Genomic DNA, 18,444 nt, shown 5'->3' with positions numbered 1-18,444 from the left:
CGTCACACCACCGTCAGTCCGCCGGCGTTGACGTCCACCGGTGTGCCGACGATGCTGACCGCCGGGCCGACCAGGTTGATCATCGCGCCCTTGCCGTTCATGACGGTGATGCCGGCGTCGGTGACGGCGATCATCGGCACGCCCCGGCAGAAGATGGTCACGCCGCCGATGCCGGGGGTGTCGTTGATGACGATGCCGTTGAGCGTCGCGGTCTGCAGGGTGATGCCCGGCACGCCCGGCGGCACGGCCTTGGCCAGCACGGGGGTCTCGGCGGCGTTGCCCCAGTAGCCGCCGACCCAGATCGGGTGGTCGGGGTTGCCCTGCTCGAACTCGACCCACACGCCGGCCCCCATCAGCGGCAGCGCGAACGTGCCGTTGTTGATGCCCGAGATCGGCACGCACGGCATCGCCCAGGAGGTGGGCACGACGTGCGAGACGTCCGGCACGATCACCTGCAGGCGGCCGATCTGCATCGGGTCGACGTTGTTGATGACCGTCGCCCGGTACTTGCCGTAGTACTTCTTCGCCGTTGCCTTCGCCGTTGTCGTCATCTCACACCGGTACCTTCGGAAGGGTCGACAGCAGGCCGTTGCGGGCCAGCGTGAACGACTGCTTGTACTCGCCGCGCCTGATCATGTGGTCCACCGAGGACACGTAGTAGAGCCCGTCGAACGCCTCGCCCGCGCCGCGTACGCCGACCAGGCCGCGGGACTTGAGGACCCGGCCGTAGCGGGCGACGTCGAGTGAGCCCTGCCCGAACACCGAGTCCGAGTGCTGCGAGGCGTAGGCCAGGCCGCGCATCAGGGCGACCCACGGCTTGAGCTTCGCGTTCTCGTTCAGGAACTTGATCTTCGGGGGCAGCGGCGGCACCACGCCCAGCGGCGGATTCCACGGGGTGACGTCCGGGATCGGGATCGGCACCGGGACCTTGGAGTGCTGCTCCTGGATCCAGACGACCGGCAGCTCCTTGCGCTCCTTGTCGAAGGTGAACGACAGCGTCTCGACATTGCGGTGCGGGGTGTCCAGGTCGAGGTTGAGCGCGGGCTGCGGCGCGCCGACACGGATCTCCGGGCCCCAGTAGGCCTTGCTGGCGCCGGGCACCGGGCCGGGGTCCAGGTAGAAGACGTACCCGGCCTCGTCGGCGAGCTGGTTGAGATAGGCCAGGTCGGTGCCCTGGTGGCGCGGGATCGACTCGATCGGGATCGGGACGTCCTCGATCATGCTGGGGATCGTCACCGGGATCACCCCGAACGCGGCGTACTTGGCCAGCACGGTCAGCACCCGCAGCACCGGCGGCATCGCCGGGTACGGGATGCCGTCGAACTCGATCCAGTCCATCAGCGCCGACAGGTCCTTGCCCTTGACGACCAGCGTCGGCTCGCCGGCGGAGTCGCGTACCTCGTGGTGGGTCATCACGCCGTCCATCAGGACCTCGGCCCGGCCCCGGATCGTCGCCACGATCACCACCCGCATGATCGGGATCGTGGCGCCGCCGGTCAGCAGGAACAGCGTGTGCAGCGGCGAGCGCCGCGACAGCTTGAAGGTGATCTCGAACCCGCTCTGGGCCTGCCCCGATCCGCACTGGATGCTGACCGTGTCGACGGCCTCCAGCACCTCGCGCGGCACCGGGATCGGCACCGCGGGCCCGATCAGCAGCGACAGCCGTACCCCGCCGTCAAGCATCGGGCACCCCCGGCATGCCCTCCTGCGTGGTGATGCGCAGCCGGGCTCCGACCGTCGCGGTCAGCTCGTCGGGGTGTCCGGCGGGGTTGCCGTCGGCGATACGCCACCACAGCTCGGGGTCGCCCAGGTAACGCGCGGACAGGTTGTCCAGGCGGTCGCCTTCGACGACGGCGTGCTCGCCGAGCGTGCCGAGCCGGTCCGGCTGCGGGACCAGCCTGCGGCCCAGGTAAGCGATGCCTTCGTGCACCTTGACCGGGGTCGCGGCGTAGCGGCTGTTGGGCGGGAAGCTGTTGGCGGGCACGGCCCCCGCCGCGATCAGCGCCTGCAACGGGTCGTAGGTCACGGCATGCCCTCCAGCCCTAGTGCCGACAGTGCGCCCGCGCCGGCCTTGGCCGCCAGCGATTCCTTGTTCTGCAGGTAGTTCATGAACAGCACGCCGCCCTTGTGGCCGAAGCCGACGTCGTCGACCGACAGCACGCGCAGGCCGAGGCTCACCCGGGCCCGGATCGGGTTGAGAGCCGGGTCGAACGCCTCCTCGGCCACGGACAGCTCGGTCAGCCGCACCGGCAGGATGCGGCTCTTGGACCAGACGAACAGCGCCAGCGGCGCCTCGACGGGCAGCACCTCCAGGGTGCCGGAGGCCGCGAGCCGGTCGTTGGCCAGCATCGCCGAGCTCTGCGGGAACGCCATCGCCTCCAGTACCGCCAGCTGCGGGTGGATGCCGTGCTTGACGGCATCGGGGTGCTGGTCGGGGTACTCCAACTGGTCGGTGGCATCCAGTACGGCGTCGAGCTTGAGCGTCTCGACGGCGGCTCCCTTGAGCCGCAGCGCCTGCGACCGGTCGCCACCGTCCCCGCCGGCGGCCTTGATCTGGAAGGTGCGGGTCAGGGTGTCCGGGTTGTACTGCAGCGAGATCACCTTGAGCAGCTTGGCGTTCTTCGGGTCGAGCAGCACGATGCCGCCTTTGACCAGCCGCGGCGATCCGGGAAAGGCGCTCATCGCATGGTTCCTTCCTGGGCCGACGAGGCAGGGCGTGCCGGCACGATGCTGTGGAAGGCCGAACGCGCGACGCTGTCGGCCAGGCCGGGGCCGGTCAGCGGCACCGGGGCCCCGTCGAGCGCGGCGGCTCGGCCCGCGGTGAACTCGCCCTGGTACGCGGCGGCGAGCCCGGCGAGCGCGCGGTGCAGCGCAGCCCGGAACGCTTCGGGGTCGCCGGGGTCGACGCCGTGCAGGATCACCTCGTCGACGGTGACGTTGATCGTCATGCCCAGCCCCCGATCTCGGTGTCGGTGAGCGTCTTGTCGAGCTTGGCGTACTCGCGCCGGGTCGCGGCGAGCACGTGCGCCATGCCGACCGGCTCGTCGGCGGCCGCGGCGAGGAACGCCGCGCCCAGCGCGATGGTGCGGATGTTGCCGCCGGACAGCTGCAGGCGGCCGAGCAGCCGCCAGTCCAGGCCGTCGATGGGCACCTTGGGACCGAACATGCGCTGCCAGATGCGGGCGCGGGCGGCCGGGTCCGGGAACGGGAACGTCACCACGAACCGGATCCGGCGCAGGAACGCCCGGTCGAGGGCGCTCTTGAGGTTGGTCGTCAGGATCGCCAGGCCCCGGTGGGTCTCCATGCGCTGCAGCAGGTAGGAGATCTCCAGGTTGGCGTAGCGGTCGTGGCTGTCGCGCACCTCGCCGCGCTTGCCGAAGATCGCGTCGGCTTCGTCGAAGAGCAGGATCGCGCCGCTGGCGTCGGCGGCGTCGAAGACCCGCTTGAGGTTCTTCTCCGTCTCGCCGATGTACTTGCTGACCACGGCGGCCAGGTCGATCCGGTACAGGTCGAGGTCCAGTTCGGCGGCCAGCACCTCGGCGGCCAGCGTCTTGCCGGTGCCCGATTCACCGGTGAACAGGGCGGTCACGCCGAGGCCGCGGGGGGAGCCCATCCCCCACTGCTCGTACACGCGGGTGCGGTGGCGCACCTGGCCGGCGATGTCGCGCAGCGCGTCGAGCGCGGGTGGGGGCAGCACGACGTCGTCCCAGGCCGCGTACGGTTCGACGCGGTCGGCGAGCTCGGCCAGGCCGGACCTGGACCGGACCCGGCAGGCGTGGTGCAGGCCGCCGGTGTCCAGGCTGCCGGTCTCCAGGTCCCGGGCGATGGTCTCGATCGCGGCGACCTCGAACCGGAACGAGGCCGCGGTCTCGTCGATGTCGTCGCGGGGCCCGGTCAGCTGCCGCCACAGTTCCCGCTGATCGGCCACCGTCGGGCTCGGCACGGTGCGCTCGACGTCGGCGGCCGTCGTCCCGGTGACCAGGACGGGGCAGCCGAGCTGCGCCACGAACGCCGCCGGCGCATCGGTGATCAGCGGCAGCGCGCCGAGCAGCGCCACCTCGCGTTCGACGAGGCGGGCCAGCAGCGCCGCGTCCGGTCCGACCGCAGGCAACTGCCCGCCGGGCACGACCAGCAGCAGCCGGCCCAGTTCGGCGGCGACGTGCCCGGCGACCCGTTCGCGGGTCTGCTCGTCGGCTCCGTCCAGGCGCACGGTCATCCGGCCCGGCCGGGCCGCCACGGTGGCGGCGAGCTGCCCGGCGAGGTCCGCCTGCGCCTGGGTCACCAGCCCGGCCCCGGCGGGCACGGCCGTGACGATGCCGTCGAGGCGGGCGTCGAGGCAGGTGACCCCGGTGAGGTGGTGCAGCACGCGTTCGTCGATGCGCAGCGGCCGGTCGACCAGCCCCGGTCCGGGCCCGAGGTCGACCAGGCACCAGTGCCGCAGCGGCGCGGCATGTGCCAGGGCGTCCCAGTGCCCGGCGTCGAGCGCGGCCAGCGCCGCGCCGAACGTGGGGCGGCTGAACCTGCCGTCCAGTTCAGCCCCGGCGCACCAGAGCAGCACGTCGCGTTCGAAGCCGGTCAGCCGGAACACCTCGACGAGCTGCGCGAGCCGCGAGCCGTCGGCCGGGACGGACTCGGCGGCGGGCTCGCCGCCCAGACAGGCGTGCAGCCGGTCCAGCTCCTCGATGAGCACGCGCTGGTCGGGGGAGGTCCACAGCCGCTGTTCGGTGACGGTCATGGCACTGTCACCTGCCGGTCGGCGCGGAACACCGGCACCGGGCCGCTGTAGTCGATGAAGCGGCTGTCGACGCCGTCGACCCGCAGCCGCAGCGTCGCGGACCCGGCCGGGATCGGCGCGAACTCCGCATCGACCTGCCCGGCGGGCAGCGTCCGGAAACCGGCCGTGGCCTGCGCGGAGTCGAGCGCCACGGTGGCCGTCTGTTCGGGCCGGACCTGCGGGGTGACGTCGACCTGGGCACTCACGCGTCTGGTCACCGCGTCGCGGGTGATGACCGAGGCGCCCGGAACGGGTGCGAGCAGCAGGGCTGCGGCGTTCGTGGTGCGCGGCTGGGCTTCACCGGCCGGGATCAGGGTCACGCTGATGTTCCAGACCCCGGCGGGCCAGATCTGGCCCGCCGACTCGGCCGCGGGCAGGGCGAACGTCAGCTCCGTCGCCGAGGGGTTCGCGCCGACGGCGATCTCGTGCGGGGCGGCGAGCAGCCGGTGCCCCAGGGTGACCTTCGCGGCGGTGCCCGCCAGGTGGTGGCCGTGCAGGGTGATCGTCTCGCCGAGTTCGGCGATGTTGGTGCCGTCGGGCGCGGTGGCCTGCTCGACCGCCGGCAGGGGCGGCACGGTCGACGGCTCGACCACCAGCCGCCGGGTCAGCACGGGCAGCGGGTCGGCCGCCGGCTCCACGCCCTGGATCAGGACCACACTGACCTGGTATGCCGCGCTGGGCCGGTAGTTCTTCTGCACCGCGGACCAGATCTTCGACATCCCGTCGAAGTCCAGCGGCTCCCACGTGACCTTCAGCGTCTCGAACTGGTCGGCGAGCCCGGCGTTGGCGGGCGCCTGGAACGGGCCGGGCAGCACGGTCGGGTCCAGCGGGCTCAGCTCCAGGGCCTTGCGGATCGCGGCCCGGTCCAGGAACGGCCGCTCGTGCAGCAGGTGCATGCCGTAGCCGAGCAGGATCTCGGCGTGCAGGTCCTCGCGGGCGTACGCGGTGAGCAGGTAGTGCAGGTCGACGGCGAGCGGCGGGTTGGCGACGCGACGGCCGCCGCTGTCGCGGGTCGGCAGGTCCATGTTGCGGTACGCGGGGTTGAGGCTCACCCGGTACAGGAACAGGTTGAGCTGCGGCCCCTCCTGCGGATCGTCGAGTTTGATCAGGTCGGGGGCCTTGGCGGACACCTTGACCGGGCTGCCGACGGCGGGCACGGCGTCGATGAGCCCGTTGTCCAGGACGTTGCGCAGCACCGCGCTGACGGCGCCGATGGCCAGGGCGGTGCTCATCGCGGTCTCCCGTCGTCGCCGCGCAGATACTGGGCCAGGGTCAGCCCCTGCGGCTCGCCCGCCCGGTCCGGGATCGCGGCGGCCGGGGGCTGCGGGGCGGGGATCGCCCGCACCTCGATGCGCCCGATGCTGATGTTGACGGCAGGTGGCTGGGGGGCGGTGACGGTCTCGGCTCGCGGGGCGCGCCGGTCCGACGTCTGCGCGCCTGAACGCTGCTCGGCCCGCGTCGGCATCGGTGCCGTTGGCGCGGGCACCGCGTCCTGCCGGGGCCGCAGCCGTCCGATGTCGCCGCCTTCGGCCTGGCGCGCGGTCGTTTCGAGGTGGCGCGTCAAACCATCCGGCCGTGGCGCGTCCTGCGTGGGCTCGACCCGGGCCGGGCGCTGCGGGTGCTCGAACCGTGCCGCGCCAGGCGGCGGAGCGGCGGGCGGGCCGGGCGTGATCGGTGTAGCGGCCGGTGGGCGCGGCGACGCGGCCTGCACCGGGGCCGCGGTCGCCACAGTGCCGGGGCCTGCCGCGATCACGTGCTCGTGGCCGTCGGCGGTCTCACGCGGGTCGGGCGGTGCGGCGTCGCCCTCGAACAGCGTCTGGACCCGCGGGGTGATCGCGCCGGGCACGCCACCCGGCTCGGTCAGCCTGGTGAACAGGTCAGCCATGGCGCACCAGTTCCAGGTAGGAGTCGCGGCGCTGCTGGGACAGGGCGAAGATCTGCTGCTCGGACCAGCCGTACGCGCGGGCCAGCTCGTCGACCTCACGCAGCAGCCGCTGGGCGTGGGTGCGCAGTTGCGCCCAGACGAACTCGGCGGCGGCCAGCGCGGCCTCCCACGCGTACGCGCACTGCGGGCAGACCAGCTCGAAGGTGAGGTCTGCGTACGGGTCCGCCGCGGCGATCCGGGCCGCCAGCTCCGCGCGCAGCGACGGCGGGCACGTCGGCGCGCACCGCTGCAGCAGCAGCACCGCCCCGTCCGGGGCGCCGGCGCAGGCCGCCAGGTCGTCGTCGTGCGGCAGCCGCCAGTCGACGGTCAGCTCACCGGACACCAGCGGCTCGACCGGCGCCGCGGGCGGCATCGCCGAGGTCAGCTCGGCGACGGGAACGCTGAGCTCGACGTCGGTCGCGCAGCGGGGGCAGCGGGCGAGCCCGTCCAGCCGGACGCCGAAGTGTTCGGCGTAGACGGCCAGCAGGGCTGCTTCCCGCATACCCACTGATGGTTGCGGTTGCCTGCCGAAGGCGCGCAGGAGGGCCGCGGGCCGCGCCGCAGACGGCAGGGACCGCACGCTCTCCCACGCGGCGACGATCGCTGCGGGGGCCGTCATCGTCAGCCGACAGGCTCGGTGAAGCTCGGCTCGGCCGGCTCGCCGACCTCGTAGTCCCGCTCCCAGCCCTCGTGCTCCAGCTTGAGCGTCTGGATCGCGACGGCGTTGGCGTTGGCGTCCAGGTCCGGCAGCGCCTGGTACTCCGACACCCACGCCCGGAACACCTTGTACGCCAGCACGAGCTGCCCGGCCTCGTTGTACACCTCGATGATGATGTCCTTGCGGAAGTTCTTCAGCGAGGTCTCCATGCCCAGGCCGGAGCCGTAGTTCCAGACGCGGTTGGCCCACTTCTCGAACTCCGTGTCGTGCGTGACGCCCCGCTCCAGCGTGATCGCCTCGTACTTGGTGCGACCGGGCGACTTGCGCGACGTCGACGGGTCGCCGCCCTCGCGGTGCTCGACGACCTCCGTGGTGCGTTTGAGCGCGCCGACCTTGCTGACCCCGGCGACGTACCGGCCGTCCCAGCGGACCCGGAACTTGAAGTTCTTGTACGGGTCGAATCGCTGCGGGTTAACCGTGAACCTGGCCATCGTTCCTCCTACGCAGCTACCTGGCCGGCCAATTGCTGAAGCTTGATGACGACGAACTCGGCGGGCTTCAGCGGTGCGAAGCCGACGACGATGTTGACGATCCCGCTGTTGACGTGGTTCTGCGTCGTGGTTTCCCGGTCGCACTTGACCAGGTAAGCGTCCTTGGGCGTCTGCCCCTGGAACGCGCCCTGCCGGAACAGGTCGTGCATGAAAGCCCCGACGTTGAGCCGGATCTGGGCCCACAGCGGCTCGTCGTTGGGCTCGAACACGACCCACTGCGTGCCCCGGTACAGGCTCTCCTCGATGAACAGCGCGGTCCGCCGGACCGGCAGGTACTTCCAGTCCGAGGCGAGCTTGTCGTTGCCCTGCATGGTGCGCGAGCCCCAGACCACCTGACCGGCGGCGGGCAGCGTCCGCAGGCAGTTCACGCCCAGCGGGTTGAGCTGGCCGTTCTCGGCATCGGTCAGCGGCACCTCGAACGCGGGCACGCCCACCAGCGCGGCGTCCAGGCCGGCCGGGGCCTTCCACACACCGCGCTGGGCGTCGGTGCGCGCGATCACCCCGGCTACCGCGCCGCACGGCGCGAACGCCTCCAGCTGGTTGTCCCGCAGCGGGTTGGCCTGCTTGAGCCGCGGGAAGAACAGCGCGGCGTTCTTCGAGTTCGTGCCGACGCTGCTGGTGAAGTTGCCCGCGCCGGTGACCGCGTCGTCCTTCTTGGTCCACACCGGATCCACGATCAGCACCGCCCGGCGCTCCTCGCAGTACGCGGCGGCTGCGGTGAGCACACCGGGCTCCACCTTGCCGGCCGTCCCGCCGTCGGGGTCAAGCTCGTACGGCGGCACGCACAGCAGGTTGAACAGGTCGGCGTGGTCCAGCGCCCGGATCCCGCGCTTGCCCGCCGCCGTGTACTCGGCGAGTTTGGGGATCGCGCCGTCGTGGGCCACCTCGTCGGCGGTGGCGACCTTGGTGTTGGTCGCGGTCGCGTTGTCCTTCCACGCGTCCTCGCCGGCCAGGGGCGCGGGGTGGTCGTCGGGCCGCTTGGTGGCCGCGACCACCGGGTCGCCCTTGACCAGCGCGGACTCGTTCTTCAGCACCATGTCCACCCGGCGCGGGCTGTCCAGCGCGACCGACACGTTGCGGAACTCCTCGACGACCCCGGTCAGGTCGTCGCGGACGTACAGGTTGAACAGCTTGGTGTCGGCGGTGTCCCGGGTGTCCCAGTCGACCCGCGCCCGCAGCCGGTTGCCCCACCGGCCGGGGTGCCGCGCGGTCAGCGCGTACTTCGTGCCGCCGCCCTCCGGGTCGAGCTTGACCACGGCGTGCGTCGCGTCGGTGCCCTGCTGCTTGAACAGCCGCACGATGATCGCCTGCGAACCGCCGTTGAGGAAGAAGTCCCGCACCGCGTACGTCATCGGGCTCAGCACCCACAGCCCGCCGAAGACCCGCTCGAAGTCGGCGTAGCTGTTGACGACCACCGGCCCGTCCTCGTCGGTCGGCCCCCGCAGGGCGCGCCCGACGAACGCGGTGATGGAGGTGGCGACGCCGGTGATCGTGCGTACGCCGCTGGAGACCTCTTCGACGTACACGCCCGGATAGCTCAATGAGACCGGCATGACGACCTCCGTGAGGGTGGCTGGATGGGTCGGAGTAACGCCTTGAGGGCGTTCGGCTCTCGCCCGTTCGGCATCGGACACCCCCGGGCAGCCCGTAGCGTAAGCAGCCGACCGCATGGAAATACATAAGATCGACGGTCGGCTACCCGACGCCGCCGGTGTCCCCCACCGGCTGTCCGCGACCGCCTGCAGGCCCAGCTCAGCACCGGTTCCGCCGCTGCCGGTCGGGAAGTGGACACTCACCGCCCGGACCGGCCGCCGGTAGTCTTCGGGCACGTCGAGGTGTCCCAGAGAGGCGGTTGACGGTGCGGGAATCGACCACGGCCGGCCCCCGGCAGCAGGCGGCGGCGACGCCGGCGGTCGCCGCCGCGCCCACCGGCGACACCGCCCCGGCGCACGAGCACGAGGCGAGCCCCGCCACCGGCTTCGACTTCTCGCGGGTGCCCACGAGCGCGGCCGATGCCCGCCCCCCGCGTCCGCCGTCCGCCTCCGGCCTGAACCACGCCGCTCCGGCGGGCCGGACCGTCGCGAGCCCGACCGATCCCCTGGAGCACGAGGGCCACGCGGTCGCCGACCGAATCGCGGGCGTGCGCCCCGCCATGCCCGGCGGGCGCGAGGCCGCGCTGCCCGGCGCGGACACCAGCGGCCTCGGCGCAGGCCGGCCCCTGGACGCGCCGATCCGGCAACGTTTCGAGCACGAGCTCGGCAGCGACCTCAGCTCGGTGCGTATCCACACCGACGCCGCCGCGGCGCGCTCCGCCCACCGGATGGGCGCGTCCGCGTACGCCGTGGACAACCACGTGGTGTTCGGCGACGGCGGGTTCGCGCCGTCGACCGATCGCGGCACGTGGCTGCTCGCGCACGAGCTGACCCACGTGGTGCAGCACGCGGTGCACGGCCGGCACGACGTCGTGCACCGCGCGCCCGAGGACGTGCCGCGGCTGGAGAAGCAGCTGTTCGACGGGGTCGCGGCCGGCGGCGGCGACGGTTACCTGAGCGCCGCCCATGCCCTGAACCAGTTCGCCCCGGGCGACATCACCCGGCTGCTGTCGGACAACCCCGGCAAGGGCCGCAAGGCACTGACGACGGCCCAGATCGCCTCGATCCACCTGGCTGCACGCGACGGCGCGGGTCTCGGGCCGGGCTCCAACGCGGCGGGCTTCACCCGGCCCGCGTTCCTGGACCTGAACATCAAGAACGAGATGGCCAACGACAACTGGAAAGCCGTCGCCGAGTACCTCAACGCGTTCAACGAGACCGACATGATGACGCGGTTGCGCAAGATGACGATCGGCACGATCGACAAGATCCGGCTCGGCGCGCTGGACAACAACAAGGTCGGCAAGGACAGCGGCGTCTTCAAGGTCGCCGAGAGGGCGCGCAAGATCGCCTTCCAGGCGACGCTCGACCAGGAGGCCGGCCCCGGCGCGAAGATCTACTCAAGCGCCCCCGGTGGGGGCAACCCGAACATCGGGGTGCCGGTCGCCGACCAGGAACCGCTGGTCCCCGGCACCGACGGCAAGGCCGATCCGTCCTACATCGACAACAAGCTCGTCAACGTGAGCTACGACGTGCTCACCGGGCTGTTCCAGGCGCAGTACGAGGGCGGCGGGTATCTCGACCTCGACCTCGACACCATGCTCAAAGGGGCGAAGTCGGGGCTTCCGCTGGTGTCGGGCGTCTACTTCAAGCACAAGAAGAACGGGCGCGTCTACCCCACCAACTTCAACAAGCGCGACCTGCCGAACCTCACCGCGTGCGCGCTCGCGATCGAGGCGGCCCTGCCCGAGGCGCACGCCCGGGTCATCGGCGCGATGATCGACGTGGCGGTGTCGGCACAAGGTGTGGCGGGCGCGGTGATCCGGGTCGGCAAGGCCTTGTCAGGACCTGCGGCCAAGGCCACCAAGCCGTCCCCCAAGGCCGACGAGAAGCCTGCACCCAGCCAGGCGGCGAAACCGGGCTCAGGTTCCAACGGCTCCAGCGCGTCGAACGGCAAAGCCGGGTCGCCGAAGTCACCGCAAGGCACGAGCACGTCCGGGTCTAACGGCACAGGTGGGGCGCAGAAGTCACCGCAGGCCATGAGCGCGGCGGACGCGAAGGGCAGCGCGCCTGCCCCGAAGGCGGGCGGCAAGCCCGGCGGCGGCCAGCTGCAGGAGGTGACCTCGGGCACCGGCAATGCGGGTGGCCCGGTGATGGGCATGCCGAACGACATGACGTACCTGAACTCGATCGGGAAATGGCCGACGTACGGCGCGGGTTTCCTGACGCGCGAGGCTCTCGGCCTGGCCAAGGCCTCCGGCCGGGAACTCGGCCATGCCGCCCTGGTGAAGGCCGCTCCCGGCGCACAGGTCCTCGGCGCCACGAAGACCGTCGCCGAGGGACCCGTCATGGTGGGCGGCACGACCATCGCCAAGGCCATCCTCGTCACCGGCGGCAAGTTCGTGCCGCAGGCGGCTGCGGGCGCCGGCCGGGCCGTGCTGTACGCGCTGATGCTGAAGAACTTCACCTACCTGGTAGTGGAACCCGTCAAAGCCCCCGGCGCGGACAGCGCCCCGGCCCAGGCCCCCGGCCAGAGCAGCGGCACCGCCAGCGCACCCGGGCGGGACACCGCGCCGATGACCGACCCGGTCGACAAGACGCCCGCCCAGGCGCCCGGACAGCTCGTCGACGAACCGGCCGAGTGCAAGAAGCTGATCGGCTCCAAGGTCACCCACGACCATCACATCTTCCCGCAGAAGTTCCGGCAGCGGTTCAAGGACATCGACATCGACATCGACGACTGGACGGTGACGATGGGCTGGCAGGACCACGTGGGCAAGGACGGCCTGCACGCCGGGTTCGGCTGGAACGAGGAGTGGGAGACGTTCTTCGACGACATGCCCGAAGTCGGCAAGATGACTGCCGAGCAGGCCCGCGGATGGAAGAAGCGGGCACAGAACTTCGGCTACCGGCTGATGATCGAAGCCGGCATCGACCGCCGCAAACTCCACCCGTACCGCAAGTAGGAAGCCCCCCCCGCCCGGCCAGGCCGAGGAAACCCGCGCGACTCCGCGGCCGCCCGCCGCCATGATGGTCGGATGGGTGCGGATCAGGTCGAAGTGCTGTTCATCGGCGGACGCTCGGGCGTCGGCAAGTCGACGGTCGCCGCGGAGGTGTGCGTCCGGCTGGAGGCGGCCGGGATCGCGCACGTGCAGCTGGAGGGCGACTTCCTCGGGCAGGTCTTCCCCGCGCCCGCCGGGGACCCCGACCGGTCGCGGATCGGGCTGGACAACCTGGCCGCGCTCTGGCGCAACTTCGCCGCGCTCGGCTACCGGCGGCTGGTCTACACCAACACCGTGAGCGTGCTGTACGCCGACGAGCTGGCCGAGGCGCTGGACGCCCCGGTGAAGATCACCCGGGTGCTGCTGACCGCGTCGGACGACGTCGCCAACGGGCGGCTGGCCATGCGTGAACTGGGCAGCGGGCTCGACGTGCACATCGCCCGCAGCGCCCGCGCCGCCGTGAGACTGGACCAGGATTCCCCCGCCGACGTGGTGCGGATCGGCACCGACGGCCGATCGGTGAACGACATCGCCGCCGCCGTGGTCACCGCGACCGGCTGGTCGGCTCAGGGAACGGGTGACGGCCTCGACCGCGAGGCGCTGCGACCGAAGCGCCGGATGTCGTTCGACACCGCTGCGACCACTTACCAGCGAGGTCGGCCGCCGTACCCGGATGCGGTGTTCGAGCTGCTGGCCCGCCGCTGCGGCCTGCGGCCGGGTGCGCGGGTCCTGGAGATCGGGGCCGGCACGGGGCTCGCGACCGGGCCGCTGCTGGCCGCCGGCGCACACGTCGTCGCGGTCGAACCCGGTGCGAACCTCGCCGAGGTCCTGTCCGCCACGCACGGGTGCGAGCAACTGGAGGTCACCGTCGCCGACTTCGAGACCGCAGCCCTCAGCGGCGGGTTCGACCTGGCGGTGGCAGCGACGGCGCTGCACTGGCTCGACCCGGCCACCTCGACCGCGAAGATCGGCGAGCTGGTCCGGCCGGGCGGGTGGCTGGCCGCGTGGTGGACCGAGTTCGGAGACCGCGAGCGGCCGACGGAGTTCCGCGACCGGCTCGACGAGGTGTACCAGGATCTGCTGCCCGGCGAGCCCGGCTACCGGCGGAGCCGGTCGCATGTGCTCGACACCGGCCGGTGGCGCGCGCAGCTGACCGCCGGGGGCTGGTTCGACGACGTCGCGGTCGAGGTCATCAGCTGGCAGCAGACGTTGACTGCACAGACCGCACGCGACCTGTGGTCGACGTTCCCGAACATCGCCGAACTCGCCCCGGACGACCGTGAGCGCTTCCTGTCCCGGCTCGCCGCGATCATCGACGACCTGGGCGGCCACGTCGAGGACCCGCGCCTGACGGTCGCCTACACCGCGGCCCGCGCCGACGGGTGATGGCGGCACGGGGACTACGAGCCGTGCACGCCCCACTGTCCACGGTGGATGACGTCGGCCGTGCCGCGGCGGCGCGCGGCGACGTGCGCGCCCTGGGCAGGGGTGTCCTCGGCGCGGTAGCCGATGCAGATGCCGCCGATCGGCTCGTACTCGGCCGGGATGCCGAACTCGGCGCGCAGCGCGTCCGTGTGCGCCGGGACCTCGGTGACCGCGTCGAAGTCGGGGCCCTGCTGCGGCATGATGCCGAAGAAGCAGGCGCTCAGGCCTTCGTCCACCGCGGACAGCAGCATCATCAGCGCGGCCATGCCGGTGTCGATGTGCCAGTAGGGCACCGGCCAGCGGGCTTCGGCCTGGTCCTCCCAGCCCTTGTCGGGCTGGGCGTAACGGGCGAGGTAGGCGGCCTTGTGCGCCAGCGGGATCACCACGAGCGGGGCGAGCTGCATGGTCGGGGTCTGCGCCATCCGGGTCGGCACGAACGGCCAGAAGCGTGCCCGGTCGGCCGGGTCGGTCAGCGCCAGGAACGCCCAGCCCTGCGAGAACCCGGCCGAAGGTGCGCGCAGCGCGCTGGCCAGGATGCGCTCGACGACCTCGGGGCTCAGCGGGCGGTCGGCGTAGTGGCGCACCATGCGGCGGCGGCGGATGACCTCTGTGAACTCCATGCGGCGGATTTTGTCACGCGGCCTGCGGCGGCGTCCGCCCCATGATCGCCGGGTCGCGGTCGGTACGCTGCTGGATGAGGGCAACCATGGAGTGGAGTGATCGTGGTCGACGGGACTGATCTGGCGCATCTGCGGCGCTGTGTCGAGCTGGCGGAGCTGGCGCTGTCGGTCGGCGACGAGCCGTTCGGATCGGTGCTGGTCGACGCGGACGGCGAGGTGCTGTTCGAGGACCACAACCACGTCGCGTCCGGGGACGAGACCCGGCATCCGGAGTTCGAGATCGCCCGCTGGGCCGCCGAACATCTGACGCCGGAGCAGCGCGCCGCCGCGACCGTGTACACCTCCGGGGAGCACTGCCCGATGTGTGCGGCCGCCCATGCGTGGGTGGGCCTGGGCCGCATCGTGTACGCCGCCTCCTCGGCACAGCTGACCGCGTGGCGTCAGGAGATGGGCCTGGCAGCCGGGCCGGTGCTGCCCTTGGCGATCCAGCAGGTCGCGCCGGGCGTGTCGGTCGACGGCCCGGCCTTGGAACTCGCCGACGCCGTCCGCGAACTGCACCGCCGGCAGCACGGAGCCGCATAGGAGTCAGGAAGGGCACCTTCTACATCGCATGCGATGTAGAAGGTGCCCTTCCTTTCAGCGGTGGGAGCCGATGGTGTGGGGGGTGAAGCAGGCGCCGTTGCGGGTGATGAGGCCGTCGGTGCCGACGCCCTCGCGGATGCCCATGCCGGCGGGCTCGCCGTCGATCATCCAGACCCCCAGGACCGGGTGGTACGGCCCGCCGGGTCCGTCGAAGGACGGCAGCTCGGCGAGGCCTTGGACGATCATGCCGGTGTCGCCGTAGTCGCCGCCGGTGGCGGCCAGCACAGCCCCGTCGCGGACCAGCTCGACGTTCGCGCCCTCGCGGGACCAGATCGGCTTGCGGGCGTAGCTGGTCAGCTCGGCGGGGCGCTCGTCGGCGAAGTACGCGGGCAGCAGCAGCTCGCGGTGCACGGGGTCGTCGCGGTACAGCTCCCACAGCACCGGGAGCAGGGCCTTGTTCGACCACAGGGCGGCGGTCCACGGGGGTTCGATCCAGACGGTGCCGCGTTTGGTGGGGTCGGCCATGTTGGCGAAGATGGGGCGGCCGCCCTCCTCGTGCCACAGCCACTCCCACGGGTACAGCAGGAAGATGACGTCGATGGGCGTCGCGGGAGCGCCCTTGCTGGGCTCGTACACGATGCGGCCGTCGGCCATGTCGACGCCGATCTGCGCCACCTCGATCAGCTCGACCGGGTAGCCGGCCTGCCGCGCCGTCTCGGCGAGGTAGCCCGCGTTCATCAGGTCCTCGCCGGAGGCCTCGCTGCCGTCGTAGGCGAAGTACACCGTGGGGCGCTGCGGGAGCCAGGGGCGGGCGGCGACGAGTTCGCCGAGGTTGCGCCGCCAGGCCTCGATGAGGCGCTCGTGCACACTGGTCCACTGCCGGTCGTAGTGGTGGGTGTGGCCGGTCTCCTCCAGCCACCTCCACTGCACCACGGCGGCCTCCAGCAGTGACGTCGGGGTCTGCGCGTTGTACTCCAGCAACTTCGGGGTGGTGCCGCGGCCGCCGTACCAGATGTCGAAGCGGCCGTAGACGCTCGGCGAGCAGTCGGGGCTCTGCCGGGTGTGCGCGTGCGTGCCGAACAGGTCCTTGTCGCTGTGCGTCCACGCCTGCGGGCTGTTGTCGTACCAGGTGCGGATGACCTGCTCGTGCACGTACTCGGGCACCCCGGCGCGGCTGAGCAGGCAGGTCGCCGGGGTGCACACCGAGGTCAGGTAGGCCTCGCGGCGTACCGCGGGATCGGTGCGCGGGCAGCTCTCGACGATGCGGTCCCCGGCCGCCACGCACATGCGGTGCAGGGTCGCGGCCGACTGCTCCAGCAGCAGGATCTCGTCGAGGTCGAAGTCGTAGAACGGGCCCTCGCGCCAGTACGACGCGACGGAGCCGTCCGCCGACACCGTGTCGTTGAACACCAGGCCCAGCGAGCGGTTGGTCTCCGCCCAGCCGGGCCTGGGAGTGCAGTGGTCGATCCGGCGCACCGCTCAGCTGCCCGCGGTGGTGCCGGAGCCGGTGCCGCCGACGATCCCGGAGCGCACGGTGCTGCCGTTGGTGACCCGCGACGGCAGGCCCCAGGTGGACCGCGCCGAGGTGTCGCCCGCGCTGAACATGTCGCCGCCGGTCGGCACCCGGTCGCCGATGCGCAGGGTGCGCGGGTACACGGTGGAGTAGGCCAGGTAGTAGGGCCAGTCCGTGCCGTAGGCGCGGTCGCCGTCGCACTCGATCGGGTCGACGATGACCTCGTTCTCGTCGACGCAGTAGAAGACGTAGGAGTCGTCGTCGTACACGGGCTGCACGACGGCCGGGGCCGTGGTCCGGATCGGCGACGGCTTGGCCGCGGCTGTCGGGCTCCCCGTGAGCGGTGTCGGCGACGGCACGACCACCGGCTGGGGCTGGTACGACGGCTGCTGGTAGTCGACGCTGCTCGGGATGTACACCGGGTCGTCGGGGGCGTCCGGCCCGAACCCGCACGCGGCCGAGCCGCCCGCCAGTCCCAGGAACGCCGCGCTCAGCATCACGCTGCGCGATCTCAGCCGTACGCCGTCTGCCATGTGTGTACTCCCCGTGTGCCGGATGTGGGCCATCACTGTGACAGGGGTCCGCAAGCGGATCAAGGTTGACCTAGGGTGGGCCGAATGGACGACGAACCTGTGCAGCTGGCCGTGGTGATGCTCGTGAACCGCGACGGCGAGCTGCTGCTGCAGTTGCGCGACGAGCACGCGCCGAGCTTCCCGAACATGTGGGCGCTGCCCGGCGGGCACATCGAGCCTGGCGAGACCCCGGAGCAGGCCGCGCCGCGCGAGCTGATGGAGGAGGCGTCGCTGCGCCCGGACTCCCCGCTGCGGCTGTTCCTGGTCCAGCCGGTGCCCGCACACCACCGGGTCAAGCACTACTTCTACGGGGTGACCTCGTCGGGACAGGACGACGTCGTGCTCGGCGAGGGCGCGGCAATGGTGTTCACCCCCGTCGACCAGGTGTTCGAGGGGCGCGAGTTCACCCCGGGCACGGCACAGGCGATCACCGAGTTCCTCGCCTCGCCCGAGTACTCCGCCCTGCGGGCGCAGGCATGAGCGGGAACCGGCTGCTGTACCTGGTCCGCCACGGTGAGGCGAGCGCGGACGGGCGGCTGACCGACGCCGGGCGGGAGCAGGCCCGGCTGACCGGCGCGCGGCTGGCCTCGGTGCCGTTCGCGTCGGTGCAGCACAGCCCGGTGGAGCGGGCCGCGCACACGGCCGCGCTGATCACGGCGCACCTGCCGGGGGTGCCGGTCGAGCAGACCCCGCTGGCCGGCGACTACGTGCCGTACCTGCCGCCCGCGGACGAGCTGCCGCCCTTCGCCAAGGGCTTCCTCGACGGCTACTCCCCCGCCGAGATCGCCGAGGGCGCGGCGTTGATCGAGCAGGCGGAACGGCGATACACCGCCCCCGCCGAGCACGACACGCACGAGCTGGTGGTGACGCACAACTTCCTGATCGGCTGGCTGGTGCGGCACGCGCTGGACGCCCCGCCCGCCCGCTGGATCGGCATCAACCAGGCCAACTGCGGGATCACCGTGCTGCTCTACCGGGCCGGGCGACCGCCCTCGCTGGTGTCGTTCAACGACCTGGCGCACCTGCCCGACCACCTGCGCTGGACCGGATTCCCGCCGGGTCTGCACGTCTGATCGCGGACGTGGGGCTGGTGCTCGCTCCGCGGCAGCAACTACCCTGCCCGAAGCGGACAAGCAGCAGTCGGAGAGGGCGGCGTCATGGAGCGGACCCTGCGCGGACCGGGCCGGGTCTGAGGGGCCTGGCGGATCGTCGTGTTCCGCATCCATTTCAC

The 18,444-nt window shown here is 71.9% G+C and carries 19 protein-coding genes; 5 read left to right on the top strand and 14 right to left on the bottom strand.

The window, feature by feature from the left end:
* Positions 1–2: 2 nt before the first annotated feature.
* From F6W97_RS02950 to F6W97_RS02900, 11 genes are all read right to left on the bottom strand, one after another.
* Positions 3–551 (bottom strand): phage baseplate assembly protein V, encoded by a 549-nt coding sequence (locus F6W97_RS02950; RefSeq protein ID WP_155368517.1) that lies wholly within the window; start codon positions 549–551, stop codon positions 3–5.
* Position 552: 1 nt separating this feature from the next.
* Positions 553–1,683, bottom strand: a complete 1,131-nt coding sequence (locus F6W97_RS02945; RefSeq protein ID WP_155368516.1) for a hypothetical protein — start codon at positions 1,681–1,683, stop codon at positions 553–555.
* On the bottom strand, positions 1,676–2,026 hold the full coding sequence (locus F6W97_RS02940) for a hypothetical protein (RefSeq protein WP_230686359.1): 351 nt from the start codon (positions 2,024–2,026) through the stop codon (positions 1,676–1,678). Before F6W97_RS02940 ends, F6W97_RS02945 begins: the two co-directional genes overlap by 8 nt.
* The gene (locus F6W97_RS02935) at positions 2,023–2,682 is read right to left on the bottom strand and encodes a CIS tube protein (protein ID WP_155368515.1); all 660 of its coding nucleotides are present in this window, start codon (positions 2,680–2,682) and stop codon (positions 2,023–2,025) included. The genes F6W97_RS02940 and F6W97_RS02935 overlap by 4 nt, the downstream gene beginning before the upstream one ends.
* Complete coding sequence (locus F6W97_RS02930; protein WP_155368514.1) at positions 2,679–2,948, bottom strand: hypothetical protein; 270 nt, start codon at positions 2,946–2,948, stop codon at positions 2,679–2,681. The genes F6W97_RS02935 and F6W97_RS02930 overlap by 4 nt, the downstream gene beginning before the upstream one ends.
* Positions 2,945–4,735, bottom strand: a complete 1,791-nt coding sequence (locus F6W97_RS02925; RefSeq protein ID WP_155368513.1) for an ATP-binding protein — start codon at positions 4,733–4,735, stop codon at positions 2,945–2,947. Before F6W97_RS02925 ends, F6W97_RS02930 begins: the two co-directional genes overlap by 4 nt.
* Positions 4,732–6,006, bottom strand: a complete 1,275-nt coding sequence (locus tag F6W97_RS02920; protein WP_155368512.1) for a Pvc16 family protein — start codon at positions 6,004–6,006, stop codon at positions 4,732–4,734. The genes F6W97_RS02925 and F6W97_RS02920 overlap by 4 nt, the downstream gene beginning before the upstream one ends.
* Positions 6,003–6,659, bottom strand: coding sequence for a hypothetical protein (locus F6W97_RS02915; protein ID WP_155368511.1), 657 nt, complete (start codon positions 6,657–6,659; stop codon positions 6,003–6,005). The genes F6W97_RS02920 and F6W97_RS02915 overlap by 4 nt, the downstream gene beginning before the upstream one ends.
* Entirely contained in the window at positions 6,652–7,200 is a 549-nt protein-coding gene (locus F6W97_RS02910; RefSeq protein WP_155368510.1) for a hypothetical protein, read from the bottom strand. The genes F6W97_RS02915 and F6W97_RS02910 overlap by 8 nt, the downstream gene beginning before the upstream one ends.
* A gap of 119 nt (positions 7,201–7,319) precedes the next feature.
* On the bottom strand, positions 7,320–7,847 hold the full coding sequence (locus F6W97_RS02905; RefSeq protein ID WP_155368509.1) for a phage tail protein: 528 nt from the start codon (positions 7,845–7,847) through the stop codon (positions 7,320–7,322).
* An 8-nt stretch (positions 7,848–7,855) separates the two neighbouring features.
* Positions 7,856–9,460 carry a phage tail sheath family protein gene (locus F6W97_RS02900; protein ID WP_155368508.1) on the bottom strand — a complete coding sequence of 535 codons (1,605 nt, stop codon included), beginning with the start codon at positions 9,458–9,460 and terminating at the stop codon, positions 7,856–7,858.
* Positions 9,461–9,765: 305 nt separating this feature from the next.
* Between F6W97_RS02900 and F6W97_RS02895 the strand changes: the two genes are divergently transcribed.
* Positions 9,766–12,465, top strand: coding sequence for an eCIS core domain-containing protein (locus F6W97_RS02895; RefSeq protein WP_155368507.1), 2,700 nt, complete (start codon positions 9,766–9,768; stop codon positions 12,463–12,465).
* Positions 12,466–12,537: 72 nt separating this feature from the next.
* The gene (locus tag F6W97_RS02890) at positions 12,538–13,887 is read left to right on the top strand and encodes a methyltransferase domain-containing protein (protein WP_155368506.1); all 1,350 of its coding nucleotides are present in this window, start codon (positions 12,538–12,540) and stop codon (positions 13,885–13,887) included.
* Positions 13,888–13,901: 14 nt separating this feature from the next.
* On the opposite strand, the gene F6W97_RS02885 is transcribed toward F6W97_RS02890, so the two are convergent.
* Entirely contained in the window at positions 13,902–14,546 is a 645-nt protein-coding gene (locus F6W97_RS02885) for a nitroreductase family protein (RefSeq protein ID WP_155368505.1), read from the bottom strand.
* 102 nt (positions 14,547–14,648) lie between these two features.
* Between F6W97_RS02885 and F6W97_RS02880 the strand changes: the two genes are divergently transcribed.
* Positions 14,649–15,128, top strand: a complete 480-nt coding sequence (locus F6W97_RS02880) for a nucleoside deaminase (RefSeq protein ID WP_155368504.1) — start codon at positions 14,649–14,651, stop codon at positions 15,126–15,128.
* Between the two features lie 54 nt (positions 15,129–15,182).
* Here the strand turns inward: F6W97_RS02880 and F6W97_RS02875 are convergent, their stop codons facing one another.
* Positions 15,183–16,604 (bottom strand): glutathionylspermidine synthase family protein, encoded by a 1,422-nt coding sequence (locus F6W97_RS02875; RefSeq protein WP_155368503.1) that lies wholly within the window; start codon positions 16,602–16,604, stop codon positions 15,183–15,185.
* Between the two features lie 3 nt (positions 16,605–16,607).
* Positions 16,608–17,174 (bottom strand): hypothetical protein, encoded by a 567-nt coding sequence (locus F6W97_RS02870; protein WP_155368502.1) that lies wholly within the window; start codon positions 17,172–17,174, stop codon positions 16,608–16,610.
* Positions 17,175–17,258: 84 nt separating this feature from the next.
* Between F6W97_RS02870 and F6W97_RS02865 the strand changes: the two genes are divergently transcribed.
* Together F6W97_RS02865 and F6W97_RS02860 are read left to right on the top strand one after the other, a co-directional pair.
* Positions 17,259–17,693: an NUDIX hydrolase gene (locus tag F6W97_RS02865; protein WP_155368501.1), complete on the top strand. Its 435-nt coding sequence runs from the start codon at positions 17,259–17,261 to the stop codon at positions 17,691–17,693.
* Positions 17,690–18,286: a histidine phosphatase family protein gene (locus F6W97_RS02860; RefSeq protein ID WP_155368500.1), complete on the top strand. Its 597-nt coding sequence runs from the start codon at positions 17,690–17,692 to the stop codon at positions 18,284–18,286. The genes F6W97_RS02865 and F6W97_RS02860 overlap by 4 nt, the downstream gene beginning before the upstream one ends.
* The last annotated feature ends 158 nt before the right edge of the window (positions 18,287–18,444 follow it).

Origin of the sequence: Catellatospora vulcania (genome assembly GCF_009720385.1) — a bacterium.
GTDB classification, from domain to species: Bacteria; Actinomycetota; Actinomycetes; order Mycobacteriales; family Micromonosporaceae; genus Catellatospora; species Catellatospora vulcania.
This window is presented reverse-complemented; position numbering and strand designations above follow the sequence as displayed.

What these genes read in the sequence shown, in the direction of transcription:
- F6W97_RS02950 (WP_155368517.1), bottom strand. Translation starts at nt 551, where the DNA reads ATGACGACAACGGCGAAGGCAACGGCGAAGAAGTACTACGGCAAGTAC.
- F6W97_RS02945 (WP_155368516.1), bottom strand. Translation starts at nt 1,683, where the DNA reads ATGCTTGACGGCGGGGTACGGCTGTCGCTGCTGATCGGGCCCGCGGTG.
- F6W97_RS02935 (WP_155368515.1), bottom strand. Translation starts at nt 2,682, where the DNA reads ATGAGCGCCTTTCCCGGATCGCCGCGGCTGGTCAAAGGCGGCATCGTG.
- F6W97_RS02930 (WP_155368514.1), bottom strand. Translation starts at nt 2,948, where the DNA reads ATGACGATCAACGTCACCGTCGACGAGGTGATCCTGCACGGCGTCGAC.
- F6W97_RS02925 (WP_155368513.1), bottom strand. Translation starts at nt 4,735, where the DNA reads ATGACCGTCACCGAACAGCGGCTGTGGACCTCCCCCGACCAGCGCGTG.
- F6W97_RS02920 (WP_155368512.1), bottom strand. Translation starts at nt 6,006, where the DNA reads ATGAGCACCGCCCTGGCCATCGGCGCCGTCAGCGCGGTGCTGCGCAAC.
- F6W97_RS02915 (WP_155368511.1), bottom strand. Translation starts at nt 6,659, where the DNA reads ATGGCTGACCTGTTCACCAGGCTGACCGAGCCGGGTGGCGTGCCCGGC.
- F6W97_RS02910 (WP_155368510.1), bottom strand. Translation starts at nt 7,200, where the DNA reads ATGCGGGAAGCAGCCCTGCTGGCCGTCTACGCCGAACACTTCGGCGTC.
- F6W97_RS02905 (WP_155368509.1), bottom strand. Translation starts at nt 7,847, where the DNA reads ATGGCCAGGTTCACGGTTAACCCGCAGCGATTCGACCCGTACAAGAAC.
- F6W97_RS02900 (WP_155368508.1), bottom strand. Translation starts at nt 9,460, where the DNA reads ATGCCGGTCTCATTGAGCTATCCGGGCGTGTACGTCGAAGAGGTCTCC.
- F6W97_RS02890 (WP_155368506.1), top strand. Translation starts at nt 12,538, where the DNA reads ATGGGTGCGGATCAGGTCGAAGTGCTGTTCATCGGCGGACGCTCGGGC.
- F6W97_RS02885 (WP_155368505.1), bottom strand. Translation starts at nt 14,546, where the DNA reads ATGGAGTTCACAGAGGTCATCCGCCGCCGCCGCATGGTGCGCCACTAC.
- F6W97_RS02870 (WP_155368502.1), bottom strand. Translation starts at nt 17,174, where the DNA reads ATGGCAGACGGCGTACGGCTGAGATCGCGCAGCGTGATGCTGAGCGCG.
- F6W97_RS02865 (WP_155368501.1), top strand. Translation starts at nt 17,259, where the DNA reads ATGGACGACGAACCTGTGCAGCTGGCCGTGGTGATGCTCGTGAACCGC.
- F6W97_RS02860 (WP_155368500.1), top strand. Translation starts at nt 17,690, where the DNA reads ATGAGCGGGAACCGGCTGCTGTACCTGGTCCGCCACGGTGAGGCGAGC.